Below are 15,899 nucleotides of genomic sequence, written 5' to 3'. Positions count from 1 at the left end.
GCAGCCAGCACAACTACAAGACGTGTCTCAAAAGCACCAAAACGCGGGACTCGCTCTTTCTTAGCTCTGAATTTGGGCCGGAGAGGACAGTGGATCAAAACAGTTTTTGGGCCTTGAAACGGATCGTTTTTTGAATTCGTTTACTGAATCACGCCAACTAGGTAGACCGTGATCCGTAGAATGCATGCTTACCCAGGCGCAGGATGCCCAGGCAGGCGCGGAAGCCATGCTGCGGATTCGTCGTTCGAGGATGTAGACGAGAGGCCTGTGGTTCTGCCCCCCCGTCAGTTCCGACCAGCGCATCAACCGTTGCGGCGTCCACTCGGCATGCTCGCGGTGGCTTTTGGGCATGTGCTCGGTTTCGGTGGTATGGCGGCCTTCATGCAACGAGCGCAGATGGCGGTTGGCGTGGAAACACTCAACTGTCTTGGCCGTCAGACGCACCTCCAGTTGCTGTTTCACTAACGGGTACGGCGCCGAGCAGTAGCGGCCGTCGGCTTCGACGTGGTAGTCGATGTGCGCCCGTACTTTTTTCCATTCGGCGTAAACGTACGGATGTTCCGGTAGCGGTTGCAGCGCGGGTTGCTTGAAGGCTTTGAAAGCGGAGCGGCGCAAGCCGGGCAGTTTTTTGAAGGGCCGTTGATTGAGGCGTTCGACAGCACGCCGATGGCCGTATTGAGTTCACCCAGCGAGAAGAACTGGCGATTGCGCAACGCCGCAAGGATCCAGCGCTCTACGACCTGCACACCGACTTCGACCTTGGCTTTGTCCTTGGTTTTTCGGGCTCTAGCGGGCAACACGGCAGCACGGCAACGCCGTAGTGCTCGGCCAGATCGCGGTAGCAGGGGTTGATGTCCCCGGCTCGTGGAGATGCGCTTGGGTGACGCCGCTGCGCAGATTGTCCGGCACCGGTATCTCCGACGTCCCACCGAGGAAAGCGAGTCGGCAGTTGTTGCGACCAAGTGGCCTCAGCAAAGGTGTAGCTGGAGGCGCCCAGGACGGCGACGAATATCTGGACCTGACGGATTTCCCCGGCCTGCCGGTCGATGACCGGTACAGTCTGGCCTGCGTAGTTGACGAACAGTTTTTTCGCCGGCGCGATGTTCCTGACGCATGACCACATCGATCTTCGCGGCCCTGAGGCGGCAGTGCTCGCAGTACCAGGTGTATTGGAAGCCTTGCGGTTGGCTGAGCCGGTACTCTTGCCAAAGCAGGGCCAGGGTGACGCCGGGGCGACGTAACTCGGCATGAGCCCATGACCAGTCGGGCATCGGACGCTGATCGCTGATCGCTGATCGCTGAGAATGGCGGGCGGCGGAGGAAAAAGCCGCCGTTGCAACTCGGCGTCGGTTAGTGCAGAGGACCAAGTCAGGCCACTGGCCGCAAAACGATTGAGGTACCACCCACGCTGACTAGCCCGACTTGCACGCTGGTGGATATCTGACGAGCGGACAGACTGACCTCAAATTTGAGATGCAGTACTTCACGAATCTTACGCATCGATAACCGCTCCGACCTCTCTGCTTCGATTAAAGAGGTCGATGGTAGTGAATTAATCCTGCGTTGCTGCCTGCCTTTAGGGGTGGTCGATGCTCATGGAATCAGCGGCCGGATGTTCATGGAATAGGTGGCCGGATGGCCGTGGAATCCGCAGCCGTAAAAGGGGTTGTACGCCCAAACCGCCGAAATTTCCGCGAGGGCGAATTGCGGTAACCAGTCGCTTTCTATCTGAATTGGCAACAGGTTTTTGCAACCGATAAGCCGTTGATTCGTCGATCTCCTCAGGTAGCGCTGCAATAACGAACGTTTGCGCAATACTATGCCGTGTCAAAACACGCATTTATAGGCCGGACGGAATTTTCTGCGGTTTGGGCGTAAAACCCCACATGGTCGGATGCTGGCGACGTTTCTCTCCGGCATCGCGGAGTTCGAACGTGGTCTGATCAGTGGACGAGTCAAGCCGTCTAGCCGCTGCTCGCGCCCGAGGACGTAAGCTCGGACGGCAAGTAGGCGTGCGCCGAAATCAGACAAGCTTTACCCAAAAGCAGGTCGCAGCTACAGATGGATTGCCCGAGATCTGGGTATTAGCAAGAACACCGTCACTGAAATTGTCCGTAGGCAACGCAAAACTGCTTAGCGTGTCATTTCGCCCCCAGCCGGAACCGACCCCATTACGGTAATCAGGCCAGTGAAATAAACAACCGCTTTAATGGCTACCAATCTGTCATCCGCCAGTACGCCAGTGCAGGAACGCTCACGTCCTGGCTCCGGGCGCGACGTTAGATGAACCGCCCCCCTCTTGAGCCTTGGAACTAACTGACAACTTTCTGCTACTCAGGTAGGACTGACCTGGAGGCATTGATATGACACCGCTGCATCTGCGCCCAGCCACGACAACCACGGTGCCGTTGACTGTTCGACTGCGAGCGGCCCAAACCTTGTCTCCACTTGCTCGAGGTTACCAACAGTGTCGTGATCTCAGTGACAGCACGTGCGCTATGGCGCAGCTTGCCGAAGAACTATTGGTTTTTGCCCATCAACGAGTGATCAACGCCACCCAAGGCGAGGCCAATACTAAAGCGCTGAATGCTCACGCAGTCAAACTCGGTGACTTGTCGGCTATGGCTAAAGCCACGAAGCAGGACGGCATAAACCTGTTCCGTGAGGTCGCAGCGCTTCTAAGCCGTCAGATCCAGGGCGGACCTGCGTTGACGCCGTATGAGGAGACGCTCTATTTCGATAAGTTGGGCTACTGGTGTCACACCGCATCCAACATCTATAAAGACCTGCACAAATTATCTTCTACCGTTATCAACACTTTGCAAAAAGGAAAATTGAGTTCCGTCGCAGAACTTGCCGAGGCCCTCTGTGCAGGCATTAGGAATACAGCTGGGAAAAACGGTCACATACCGATCAATGGCTACGCTCAAACGACCCTGCGAGCGGCCGCTTCAGAAGTGTGGAACGGTCCTGAACCTAGCCAGTACGATCCACGCCCTGGTGCTCTGGCCGACAATCTGATCCATGCACTCCCATAGTCATCCATACAAAAACTGGCTGAGGCACTCGTTGCGCTAACGATTCCCCCACAGGAGCAAAGTGCCCCCCAACAATTAGTCGATCCTCATATTGATCGCACTCGTAACCCGCGCTCCGCGGAGCAGTTTTCGAAAGCCCCCGGCAACCAACCTCCGTTCTCAGACGCGATAAATACGCGACAACAAGTATTGATTAACGCCTTAGCGGATAAAAAAAGGGATATTCAGTCTTTGATCGATCAGCAGCCACGGGCCGGTTTCGCTGTGAAACGTCTACTGAAAAAAGTCGCGGGCTCGTTTCAGGAGGGCGGTCCTGACGATGTTTATCTCGAGAGAAATAATACCCGATTGGTCAGTAAGGATGGTCGCAGACATCTTGTCTCTGCCGAGGTACGTGCGCTCCCCCATGAGATAAACCGTGAAATCATGGCCTACTGGGAAGAGCGGCATGATGTCGATAATGACTTAACGCCAAAGCAGCAGCTGCAGAGGATTCGCTCACAGACGTTAGCTATTCAGGCCGAACTGGGCGTACTTGACGGGGCCCTCTCACCACTGGGCAAAGCGTTAGTCGACAAGGTGCTGAGTAACCCAACACAGGCAGACCGAGAAAAATTTTTTTCGGCCGGAGACCGGCCGGGTGTCTACGCCATCCACATGAAAGATAATACCGACGATAAGCCCGGCCCAAGGTTTGCCGGTACTTTCATCATTACGCGTACAGATGGCTCTGATCACGTGACGCCCAAAGGAACGGATCCGGTTCCTCGCACCCAAAACCTCGGGACAGCGATCCTTTATACGCCCGACAGAGGCTTTGAAGAATTCGAAGACATTTGGAGTCTGCACGATCATTTGGCCAGGCGTATGAAAAACAGTAAAACGCATGAATCACTGGCCCGATACTTGCCAAAAAGTGAGCAGCCGGAAGCTATCCGCGACCAAAACTGGTTTCAGAAGATCTGGCGTTCCTTTCCGAGCATCTCCGAGAATGTAGCCGACGAAGGCGTTCAATCACAGCTAACCAAGCTGTCGCTGGACATCGCCTATGGATTCAAGTCTCACACCATATCGCCTATTCAATTGTCTGCATTGATAAGAAAAATAGACGATTTATCGGCGCTATCTCCACAGCTGGATCCGGTAGCTAACGTTAATGTGCCCGCTAAAAAGCGTAATACAATAAATTTGAGCCAGCCCAAGGCAGTGGCGGACTCAAGCGCCGTGACGACAGGGGAGCTAAGCGACTTACAAAGTGCAGACAGGTCCTCCCGGCTGACGGAAAAGCCAACCCTTCTCACCGGAATGTCGCTTGCCAAAACTGAAAGGTTAAGCTTGCAACAACAAACGAAGTTCGATGATCTTGCAGAAGAACCCCTTAAAACGTTTAACGATATTTACGAACCGATTTTGTATGTGCCAACCTTCATTAACGACTTCATTGAAAAAGGAATAGCTCGGTATGAGAAAAATACTGGCCGCCCCACCCACCTCCACCCAGGAAGTACCATTGCAGTTACTTATAGTGTTCCCTTGTCAGCAAAACCAATAACTCACAGGCTAAATAATATAAATAGAATCATTAACTTCAAACTCAATGAGGTCGTCACAAATCAGCACTTGTATCACACTATTCAGCACGGCGGCGATTACAGGATCGTTAACATTGAATATGAGAAAATTATTGAAGAGATAAAAAAAATAGACATTAGCCCTTTAATGTCCGAAGCGTTAGAAAAATACCAGAAGTCCCCACAAAAAGTAGAAAAGCTCAAAGCCTCCTATAAAGAAATTATTGGCTTGCGATGTTTGGAGTATCTGAGCACCCCTCATGCTCCGCATGCACAAGCGGTAAAAGATTTCATGATGGGCAAGGTGCAGGCCAAGACGGTATATTTCAATGGTTTATTACTTAATGGGGTGTTTTTTATTCCCGCCGGCGGCAAGCGCGGTGTGTTGTTTAGTATAAGCGACTCGACGCACTTTCATGTGGGTGAAAAGAGTCATCATTACAACGATAAATGGAAAGATTCTATGATTACGGTACCTGTTTTTCCTGAAGGCGTGGCCTTTAGACGATGGGTGCTTAGTAAGTTACCTGTTTATGACGCACAAGCCAATGAGCACTCAAGCTTTTTGTCAAAAGAGACACCGCCTTCGTCTATTACAGGTTGGTACAACATCGGTAAGATATACAAAGAGCCGTTCAGCTTCAAATCGTCCACCACTCAGTACGAGCTAATTGATCAGTTGTATCAAGGTCTTATGCATAGGCTGTCCTCAGACATAGACACCTTGGTGTTTACACGCAAAGAGCAATTTACCAGCGAAGCGTTACTGCACGTAAAAAAAATTCTTGCTTTAGCCACTATACCGCTTGCGATGACCCCTGTAGGGGGAGGGTCGTTTTTTGTTAAAACCGCCAGTTTTTCAGGCTTGCTAGGCACTACTGGATTAATGGCTGCAACCGATGTCATACAGGCATACACTACTGATCGGTCTGATCAAGCAGCCGCGGCATTCAAGGATATAATTTTGGCGGCGCTTATGAGTATTCCCGCATTGCTAATGGGTGGGGTTGCTTATAAAGCTGCTGTGAATGGGCTGTTTACACCCAACAATCTCATGCGAGCCATATCCGTCTATCGTAATGCGAGTGAATTGACTCGCAGAGCAATGCCTTCTTTTTTGATAGGGCATCTTTGGAAAAGCATGCGCACGCCCGATAAAATTAATATGCTGGTCAATACAATAAAAAACACAAAGAATGCTAAGGAGTTAGCCACTATGACTACGCAAAGCTCCGTCGAACGCTCCATCCGCAACAATCTATTGCTTGATTTTGAAGGTGTCCGTAGAAGTCCTCATCTCGGCCCTTTCAATCTCGAAGTGGCGAAAGCAAATCAGCGTATTGCATCGGATCTCACTATATTGAAAGACGCGAATGCAAACATGCTGCGACTGCAAAAGCAGTCTGTTCCTCTTGAGTTAACCGTCATGCCTGGAAAGCCGGAGGAGGCTGCCGCTGCATGGGTGTTGTCCAATAGCACTTCTGGAAGTACTCCTTCCAAACAAGTGCTTGAAATCTTACATAAATTTAAGCACGCAGATTTGCTGGATCTTGACGTGATCGACGAAATCCGCAAGGCAGCGTATTTGCCGCCCGCTGGCCAGCCTATACGCAATTTTCGCCTGAGCAGCTCCCCTACGTTTATGGGGTCAGATATCGCTCGCGAGGGTTATAAAGGATTTTTGCAACAACTTAAAGTTTCAAAAGTCAAGCCGGAAGATTGGGGGGAACACCTCTTTGCAGGTACAATTAAATTTCATCCCTATGGAGATGGTAATGGTCGGACGGCGAGATTACTGTACGCACTCTCGCAATTAAAAAACGAAACATCTGTATTCACGGCGCTCACCAAGTCAGGAGAGGACATCCTTCTGAACCTTAATCCCAATCACCTCTCGGCTCAAAATGTAACACTCCAGCCCTTCAAACCAACGAATGTCGATGTCTTGCCTCCCGCCAAACGTACAGCAGTCATAAGCGCGAATACTATCAATGCCCACCGTGCTCCGGTGGTACCACCAACGTCACACAATACAAGCGTCTTTCAGGCGCCACCATTAACGGCTTCTGAAGCGTATATAGAAAAGCTACTTAACATGCGAAATAGCGTCCAGGAGATGTACCCAAGCATTAAGTCGATTGCTCAATTAAAAACAATGAATTTTCCATTGCCAGCCACTGTCTACCGAGCGCATGTAGGACCGGGAGATGTCTCCACAGGATTATTAAGAGCTGCAGGCGCAGCGGAGGCTGGAGATGACTATTTGTCGGCCATTATTAAACATTCCACCCGGACCAGTGGCAGTGGTGGTGAGGTTTTGTCGTTGACCACAAAAGCGTTGAAAGCTGAAGGTTTTTCAAAAAGCTACAATGGGGACGGAATGAAAAATACAGTCTACTCAATAAACACTACAACAAACCCTTCGGCATTTCAAACGTTGTCCGAAATTATACTGAAAAATGGTCAGCGTTTAGTGCAGGCTGGGAAAATAAATCCGGCCACTATTTTAGGCGCAATAGACAAAATCCCTTTGGGGGAAAACGAAGTGTTTTATATTCTTCGCGATATCCCCGCAGATTTAGTAATAAAATCAAAGTCTTTTTTATCCTAGTGCCGTGAGCGGCAAGTTCGTTTTCTAACGTGTGACGATATACTGTGCGCCCCTCGCCGCGAGTTGGTTACGCGCATGCCTTGACCAATTGCTCCTTTTACACTGCAACCCGCCGACTTCATTACGCTTCAAGGCTGGTTGCGCATGAGTACGCTGGAGCAAAGCCTCTGCCAGCGGGCGCGGATACTACTTTTGCTTGCTGAAGGGGTGACGCCCAATGCTATCTGTGAGCAGTTACGGATCACATCACCGACGGTGTTCAAGTGGCGAAAACGCTACTTGGAGTCAGGCATTGAGGGCCTGAGCGACCTGCCGCGTAGCGGTCAGCCATTGAAACTGGGTGCTGAGAAAATCAAGGAAATCCTGACCCTGACAACTCACCGGGTTCCCAAGGAAGCGACGCATTGGAGCGTCCGGTTGATGGCCAAGTACGCGCGCGTTACCACTTGGCAAGTTCGACAGATCTGGGCCGCGTCCGATCTCAAGCCGCACCGATTGAAGACATTCAAGATCAGCAGCGATCCACACTTCGCCGAGAAGGTCATTGCTGTGGTCGGGCTCTATGTGAGCCCTCCGGACAACGCCATGGTGCTGTCGGTTGACGAGAAAACCCAGATCCAGACGCTGGATCGTACTCAGCCAATGCTGCAACTGCGCCCTGGTCAGATTGAGCGGCGAACCCATGATTACAAGCGCCATGGCACGGCAAGCCTGTACGCAGCGTTCGACATCATGACCGGAGAGGTAATGGGCCGGATCATCCAGCGGCACCGGGCCAAGGAGTTCCTGGATTTTTCTCCGACAGATTGACCACAGCACACCTGCCGGGCTGGATCTCCAATGGGGGGCCTACAGAATTCGGAAAAAATCGTGCGCTAAGGTTTTCCGAGCCTTGGTAGGCCATCCATTCACCTATCTTCGCGGGTGTGCCACAGGCGCAGCAGGTAGATAGTCGAATCCACGATCTCGTAGCGCATCTCGTAATGGCCGACTGGATTCGGCGCACATCTCGTGGTTCAAACTCCTCCAGGCGTTCGCCGATGCGCGGATTTTCCAGCAACGTGGTCGGCGCAGTCGTGAGTTGCTGTACCGTGTGTGCGCCGACGGGCTGATTCACCGTCGCCAGAAACTCGTACAACCGGGCAATGTCGGAAGCGCCATGCTTGTCCACTTCAAATCCATCAGCGCGGTACCGACAACGGCGTGTCAGTACTGAGGCTGTCGGCCCAGGCCTGAACAGCTTGGTGGTCAATTAGGCGACCAGCGTCAACGTCCGCCAAGGCCTCGCGGGTCAGACGACTTCGCTCTTCTTCCTGGTCGATCCACGCGGACAGTGCTTGCTTGACGATCCAGTTCTTGGAGCGCTCCAAGCGCTCAGCCATCAGATCGACCTTTTCGGCCAGTTGCACCGGAACGTGAGCCGTGACAGATCGGGTTTTCGATTTAGTTGCCATGATCGGGTTACTCCTGACCGTTACTTCTTCTTGAATTTGATGTCGCCAGAACCGGCAACGGCATGATCGCTGATCGGAGGGTTACCCCGGATCACGATGTCGCCAGAACCCATTACTCGGGCCTTCACCGAATTGATCACAAGGCCTCGATGTCGCCGGAGCCTGCCACCGTCAATTTGGCGGACGCCACCACCAGCTCACTGGCGTCCACATCGCCCGAACACGCCACTGCGGCATCCAAAAGATCCACGCGACCAAAGGCGGTGTGTCCCCCGAGCCTTGGACGCCGAGATCGAGTATGGCCTGCTCAAGGTCGTACAAGGTCATATCGCCACTGCCCTTGAGCGGATACTGGGTGTTTCAGGCAGCGCGATCCCAACCATGCTGCGGCCCTTGAACTGCATGGTGACGCCGCGGCTTCCTGGTTCTCCCCGGCCACGACCAGGTGCGCCGATGGCGAGCGAAAGAACACAACATCCATCGCACCCTTGACCACAATCTTGCGCACCGAACTGATGGGTCTCTCTTCCTTCTCATATTCGGCGCCGCGCTCCCATGCCGAATCGCGATGGATGGCATCTTGGAGCGTCAAGGGCTGGAGTGGTTCATTGGTCAATCCTTGGCGATTTACCATGCGCCGTAATGAGGCGACATGATTTAACGTTAATCATAGTGAATAACAATTCGGCATCAAGTACTGGTGTCAGTCTGGGCCAGACTCTAACTTGATGTCAGGTTACTAACGGCCCTTGTGTCAGATTCGGGTGTAATTCCGATTAAATTGACATATGGCTGCAATCTTTATTAGAGCCTTACAACATGTTTGAGCATTTATGATCTCGGCTGGTAGTTTCTATGAACGGCATGGCGTTTGAATGAAGAAGTTTTGTAGACGAGCCTACCGACACCACGTCCCAATATGGTTCTTCACGGATTATCGGGAAAAGACGCTCTTGATCTTCATGAAAAAAATTCGCTATCCGGGTAACCGTACGCCATCTGCTTGATGACCTTTATTCGATTGTTTATTCCTTCCAACTGACCCGTGTGCATCGGCCAGCGAACCCGGCTGACGATGCCCCGCCAGTACCCCTTTAGCCGTTTGGCAAACTGGACCAGAGCCGGTATTTCGCTTTGATGAGCATGCCGCAACCATTGCTTCCAGGCCGATCTACAGGCCCAAGCAGCACTCGGTGTCCAGAGTGTTTTGAGTTCAGCCTTCATCAAATAGACCATCATCAACGATTAGTTCGCCGCCAGCAAATCCCGTAAGTGGACCTGCTGTTCCGGTTTTTTCAGGTTCTGCGGATTGCGCAGAAACAGCCATCGCGCTTGCTTGATGACCTTTCGAACGGGCTTGCCATGGCGTAGCCGATTGGCTTCGTCGACGCGGACCCGATCAATCACCTCTCAGCCATATTTGGCCACCATATGAAAGAGGTCGTACACCACTTGTGTTTTCGGGTAGTGCTGACGAACCTCCAGGTCAAACGCGGTGTTCATGTCCATCGCCACGGCTTCGATTCGAGCGCAACCTTCTGGCCCCTGCTCTTTGAAGAACGGCCTGACCGCCGCACGGCTTCGGCCTTCACCGATCCACAGCACCCGTCGTGCATCGGCGTCCAGCACCACGCTGGCGTAGCGATGACCTTTGAACAAGGCGAACTCGTCCATTACCAGGCGTCGCGGTTGCGCCTTCGGCAGCTCGCTCAACACGGAATCGGGTGGCGTGGGGAATCAGATCGATCTGGAGGGCGCCACCATCTGGCTTGATGTTGACGACAGAAAGCCCCCCCCCAAAAAAAAGGTAGGAAAGTCTTAATATCGCGCATAAGAACGCCGGTTTGTTAGATGTGTTTGCTCGCACGAACATCATCAATCAAATCGGCGTTCTTGTTTCTGTGTTTCCCGGGATTCCGTGAAGGACCTGAATTTAGGGTGTATTTATATTTGCCGAGCCGACAAAGATTTTCACCTTGAATAATTCCACGAGCTATTGCTCCCCATGCTAACTTTGTCTCCGGCCGAAAAAAGCCTGCCTTTAGCGGACTCGCCCTGGCTTTCCCATTCAGTGCTAACGATGCCTCTATTTTTAAGATTTGTCAGTGTGATATTGGAGTCTCTATACTTAAAGTAATCTGGGTTCTTGTCGAAGAATTTTTCACTGAGCGTGTTTGGGCCAAATGTACCTGCAATGGCGGTCATGTATTCTTTCATTGCAGCATTTGTTTCCGGTGAAGGGCGATCATGATTGAAGATAATAGGTCTATTCTGAAAGGTGTTCCGAGAGCCGCGCCAGTTATCATATCCTTTTTCAAGAACGGCCTTTAACATTTCGTTATTGGGAAGGGTTCCAAAGAAATTGTTGTTGATTTGAAAGTTCATCCCCAAGGTTTCACTGCTCACCATTGATGAAGGAATTATATTGTCTTTTCCTACCGTGTGTGCGCCTTCAAAAAAGGTGGGCTTAAGTTTATCATCAACATCAAGATAAAATCCGCCCTTTTGGTCGAGCAACCACATCCTATAAATATCGCAGGCTGCCGCACGATTAGCGTCCGGTCCGCTGCTAAATGCTCTAAAGGGCTCGTTGTATTTGGTGTTGGTGAATAATTTATACGCCGCCGTTTCCTTCATATTGATGACATTGATGCCTGCGAACTCTTCGCGCAACTTATTTAATACTCGCGCATCGCTGCTGTCGAGCAATACATTTAAGTTCATAGTGTGCCCGTGCTTTTTTGCAAGTGCTAAGTTTTCCTTGACCCCACCTTTATGCTCCAGTAGTTTTTCCGCTGAGCCTATCCAAATTTGTTCAATGTTGCGTGGCACCTCTACCGCACCCGGCATATCGCTAACGCTTTTCAATGCATTGAACGAAGGTTCTTTATCTATAGCGAAATCCTTGAACGCCCGAATACGCTGTTCAGCTGTTGCTGGCATTACCGGCCTGGATACTTCAGCCATCATGTTCGTGCGCGCATCAAACTCTAAGGTTTTTTCATTGCCCATTCTTATCCAAGTGTTATTATCCAGTTGAAACCGCACTGGAATCTCTCGACCGTTTATGTTCGCGAAAAATGGAGAGAGTCTATTATTGTCGCGCCTTAGAACTCCATCAAATATTGGGAGGTCTAAGTTAAGAGTTACAGGCTTGTCACCAGTGCTTATGGGTTTGGCTTCGTATTTGGTTTCGCGCATAGGTTCAGATTTAATCTTGCTCGCATTTTTACCACCGCCGATCCCCAGGTTCCCCTCTGGCCTGACGATCAGCTGGTCATCCATCACTTCTACCACACGCGGATGCATGATATCTCCCTGCCGATAGATCACATGGGTACCTAGCACGTAATCACTCAGGTAGTAGTCGCCATTGAGCTTCAAGTAATCGTTACCCGTTTGCGGATCCCGTGACTTCTTACGCCCGCCAGGCCCCATGTCTCCTGCATTTTCCTTGAGCCGTTTTACGATCTCATCATCGGCCCGCCAGGCTATTACCTCGTCCGGTACCACAGCCGACCCGGCTGGAATCTCTGGCCCCCGGTACACAGCGATTTCATCCAGCGGGTTGACCATCTTGGTTTTTCCCGCGCTGTCCGGCATGCGCGGCCACGCCGGCATGTCCGCTGGCATCAGTGGCGCTGGCGAGCTCGGCGTAAGGGTTGTGCCCGGGGTCAACCGCTCGGACAGATGGGTCGGCGGCTTTACCTGAGCGTTTGCGCCTTTCAATTTTCTAGGAGGCATCAAGTCAGACAGACGCCCGACTGCGTCCATAAAATACTGCTGCGCCGCTTGTGGATCATCGTTATTCAGGCTGTTGAACCCCCTGAATATGCTTAGCCCCATCTGCGCCAGGTTGTAAGGTATGGCCACCACAGGGAGGCTACTGGCAACCATATCCAACACGCCGTACACAATCCCGGTGGTAGCATTCATGTCCACGCTCTTCAAGCTCGTCGCATGCCTCCGGCTCTGCTCAGTGGCGAACTGAATGCTGTTGGCAAACTCTTTCTGCAGAAAATGGCCCTTCTCTTCCGGGGTGGAGACGGTCCATGTGGCGCGTCCGTCAAGAATCGTCTTTCCTACCGCCGGGCTGCTCACCCGCTCGGCCAGATAAGCTTGCATGCCTGGCGTATTCGCGAACGCGTTGCGCATTACCGTCGCATTGCGGAAAACCCTAAAAGAGAGCCCATCGGGTGCATTCGGGGTCATGACCACCAACTTATCTGATGGCGTTGCACCGACCGGCTGGATCACCCACGCGCCTCGCACATACTCGGTGCCGTAAGGAAAGCCCATGCCCGGATTAATCCCCAGCGGGCGCACCACGATCTTTTCGCCCTTCACGGCCTGCCGTTTCGTCGCGTCGGGGTTGCTGATGACCGCCTCCACCCAGCCTTGCTGCGGTGGGCCTTTGATCCCACCGCCATTGATGATGGTGCTCTGTAGCTCCACCTTCATCGCGGACTGACGCAGTTCAACGTAATAGTCTTTGGCCCCTGTCTCTGAGTCCAGCCAAGTCTTCGCCAGATGCAGACCATAGCGACCACCCACATCCACCGTGCGGATTTTTTCAATAACCTCATCGACGGTCAGTTCAGAAATAGGGCGACCTGCATCGTCAACTAGCTTGTCATCCGGGTACGAAAAATAGCGAACAAATCCGAACTTTTGTGTGTAATCTGCATTTCGCATTGCCCAATCCGTCAGTGACAGGCGTTCTGTCTTTGATGTGAATACTGGCGCAAGGTTCGGTATTGGCATACCCATCGCAGTCTTATTGTAGCTGGTGATTAAACTGGGAGCTGCTGGAGTTCGAACGGTATACGACAGATACATCTTGTCCGGATCTCGCCCTCCCAACGCCTTCTTCAATTCTTCGTGGGCAAATGCACGAACGGCTTCAGGACTGCCGAGCTTTTCCGGCTCAAGTGTGGGCCGCACCTGCAGAGCTTTCTTGGCCAGCGCGGTCAACAGCGTTGATAAATGGGCATGTGCCTTGCTTGCCTCATGCCAGGCTTGCTTGGCCTCCGGGTGCGGCTCGCTGGCCAGCCAGTGCAGATAGCGCGCGGTGTCTTTCAACTCTTGCCGCCCTTGAGCCGCGGACGCCAAGTCAAGGTACGGTCCCGCGTCGGTGGCCGCATTCACGTGCTCCGACAGCGTATTCCCTTCTGCTGGTTTCACCCTTATCGCCTGGCTAAACTGGGCTATCAGGGTGTTGCGCAGATCAGCCACACGGCTATCGAACAGATTGCTGGTTGACTGTATAGGGGCTATATCACCCGATGTAGTGATCTCTTTACTTTTCAGCCATGCCTTCATTTCCAACAGATCGGTAAACTCTTGTAGCGCTTCACCCGGTCGCCACAGCAGTACCGTTCCTGGGGCCGTCTCGTTGTGATGCTCCGTCAGCACAAAGGTGCCGGAGAGTGGCTTGCCTTCTCCCATCAGTTGGTAGATACCCGGTCTCCTGCCTGCGTTTTCGGCGCGGAGCGCCGGTGAGGCAAGTATAGCCTTCACCGTTTCGAGCCCCTTCTGGCTCAGCGTGCCATCATCCGCTCGCAGCTCTGCCTCGGTGCGCAACTGTGCACCCAATTCAAATTTCAGCGCCTGGGATCGAGACAAGGCGCCCACCCTGGACCGCCAGTAGTTATCCTGATTGCTCCTGTACGTATCTGTGACCTTTGTCTCGAGTTGGTCAATCATGGCTCGCTTCGCCTGGGCAGTGTTCAGCGCCAATTCCTTGCCATCGGCGTCTTTGAACAGGACTTCAAACTGATCCACATACTGTTCAGGCCGCACCGTTCTGGCGCCCAATACGGCGGACCAAGGTAGTTCAGTCATGGGGACCGTTTTTTCATTTATCGGGTGCCCATCTTTATCCAGTTCCCAGTGGAGTACGAAAAGCTGCGACGGCCAGTCGTCGCCCATCTTCTCGTGCAGATCAGGAAACATGCCGGTAAACCACGTACCAATACCTTCCTTTATTGCGTCTGACGCCTTGGGTAGGGTATCTCGAAACTCAATCATACTGCGCTGTGAGGTGTGCAACTGCTCAAGCAATGCTCTGCTTTGCGGGGTTTCCGCCTGCGGTACAGGCCCCAGTGGCACAGGCTCGGGTGATCCCGCGGGCGTATTCGGCGTCACGTCACTGGACTTATTATTCAGCTGATTGACGACAATCCGAGTACCGGCGGAGGCAATAGAGCGGGGCTGCCGGCTGCTGGATTGGGGGCTGTCAAGGCTATCGCAAGGGGCCGAGGGCGGCGCTAAGGGCATCAACGTCTCAGCCAGTTTGTGCATCGGTGTTTGCATCAGCACATGGGCCTGTTGAATATTTAGGGCACCACTGGTCTGCAGGGCGCCAGCGCCTGCAACGTGTTGGTCACATAGCTGAGCCACGGTGGCGCGCAAGGTATTTTGTGCAGACGAATTGAGTGCCGGCAGAGAGGCCTGTTTGGCCTCATCGATAACGTACGCCATTAGGGATTTCGCAAGCGCGGGTGCGGAAAGGCTCGCTTTTCTATGCAAGGCCTCGAGGCTAGTGAAGGCGTGCTTATACAACGCTTCGTAGCTGCTCGAGGCTGACTTATACCAAGTATCCAATTGTTCGGTATAAGTCGTTGCCTCGTACGCTGAAAGCGGGGGGCCACCTTGATTCTGCCGATTGAGTAGCGAAGCCACCTCTCGGGTCAATTGCGTGCCGTGCTGTTCAGTGTCTTTGACCAACGCCGCCAGAGGTGTAAACGCATCAGCTTGAGCGCTCAGTGCCATGTGCTGAGCGCTGCTTCGGGAGGCGTTGGGGGCGTGCTGCTTGGCCAGCCCCATCAATACGGTGCCAAGGCGCGCCATAGCTCGCGTCCCCTCATTCAACTTACAGCATATTTCGTAGACTTGGGCCAATGGGGACAGCTTTTGCGCTGAGGATAAAGCATGCAGCGCGGGAAAGAGCGCGGCGCCAATAGAATTCTGACGTGGTGGGATCATAGATGGGCTCCTGACAGATGTCTCTATCACTCAACATTTGCAATGAGTGGTAGAGCAGTCAGTTGCGTTCCTGGTGACGCAGCAACTGAAGCATGCGAGAGATCGAACAAATACCCTCTTTTTTTTTGAAGTTCTTCATGGAATCCCGGGAAACACGCCCAATCGCGCCCCCTATCTCCCTGCTCAAAATGAGCCCATCGGGTATCAAAGTGAGTCGACTCACTCATTTCTGGTCCTT

5 protein-coding genes and 4 pseudogenes are annotated in these 15,899 nt (G+C 52.6%); 3 read left to right on the top strand and 6 right to left on the bottom strand.

What is annotated here, in order from left to right; translation table 11 throughout:
* Window positions 1–187 precede the first annotated feature (187 nt).
* Window positions 188–1,500 (bottom strand): annotated as a pseudogene (istA, locus tag J7E41_RS25685) (IS21 family transposase); the annotation flags it as partial.
* An 863-nt stretch (window positions 1,501–2,363) separates the two neighbouring features.
* Here istA and J7E41_RS25680 point away from each other — a divergent pair.
* From J7E41_RS25680 to J7E41_RS25670, 3 genes and pseudogenes are all read left to right on the top strand, one after another.
* A complete protein-coding gene (locus tag J7E41_RS25680) occupies window positions 2,364–3,038 on the top strand; it encodes a hypothetical protein (protein WP_214997070.1) in 675 nt (224 codons plus the stop codon).
* A 189-nt stretch (window positions 3,039–3,227) separates the two neighbouring features.
* Window positions 3,228–7,220, top strand: a complete 3,993-nt coding sequence (locus J7E41_RS25675; protein ID WP_214997069.1) for a hypothetical protein — start codon at window positions 3,228–3,230, stop codon at window positions 7,218–7,220.
* 87 nt (window positions 7,221–7,307) lie between these two features.
* Window positions 7,308–8,062, top strand: a pseudogene (locus J7E41_RS25670) (IS630 family transposase); the annotation flags it as partial.
* A 66-nt stretch (window positions 8,063–8,128) separates the two neighbouring features.
* Here J7E41_RS25670 and J7E41_RS25665 read toward each other — a convergent pair.
* The 5 genes and pseudogenes from J7E41_RS25665 to J7E41_RS25645 form a co-directional block, all read right to left on the bottom strand.
* A pseudogene (locus J7E41_RS25665) lies at window positions 8,129–8,402 on the bottom strand (type II toxin-antitoxin system RelE/ParE family toxin).
* On the bottom strand, window positions 8,402–8,674 hold the full coding sequence (locus tag J7E41_RS25660) for a CopG family ribbon-helix-helix protein (protein ID WP_214997068.1): 273 nt from the start codon (window positions 8,672–8,674) through the stop codon (window positions 8,402–8,404). The pseudogene J7E41_RS25665 and the gene J7E41_RS25660 overlap by 1 nt, the downstream one beginning before the upstream one ends.
* A gap of 136 nt (window positions 8,675–8,810) precedes the next feature.
* Window positions 8,811–8,924, bottom strand: coding sequence for a hypothetical protein (locus J7E41_RS28230; RefSeq protein ID WP_353049429.1), 114 nt, complete (start codon window positions 8,922–8,924; stop codon window positions 8,811–8,813).
* A gap of 710 nt (window positions 8,925–9,634) precedes the next feature.
* Window positions 9,635–10,360: pseudogene (locus J7E41_RS25650) on the bottom strand (ISL3 family transposase); the annotation flags it as partial.
* 285 nt (window positions 10,361–10,645) lie between these two features.
* A complete protein-coding gene (locus J7E41_RS25645) occupies window positions 10,646–15,577 on the bottom strand; it encodes a hypothetical protein (RefSeq protein WP_214997067.1) in 4,932 nt (1,643 codons plus the stop codon).
* Window positions 15,578–15,899: the final 322 nt, after the last annotated feature.

Origin of the sequence: Pseudomonas fluorescens (assembly GCF_018614655.1) — a bacterium.
Classification (GTDB): Bacteria; Pseudomonadota; Gammaproteobacteria; order Pseudomonadales; family Pseudomonadaceae; genus Aquipseudomonas; species Aquipseudomonas fluorescens_BX.
This window is presented reverse-complemented; position numbering and strand designations above follow the sequence as displayed.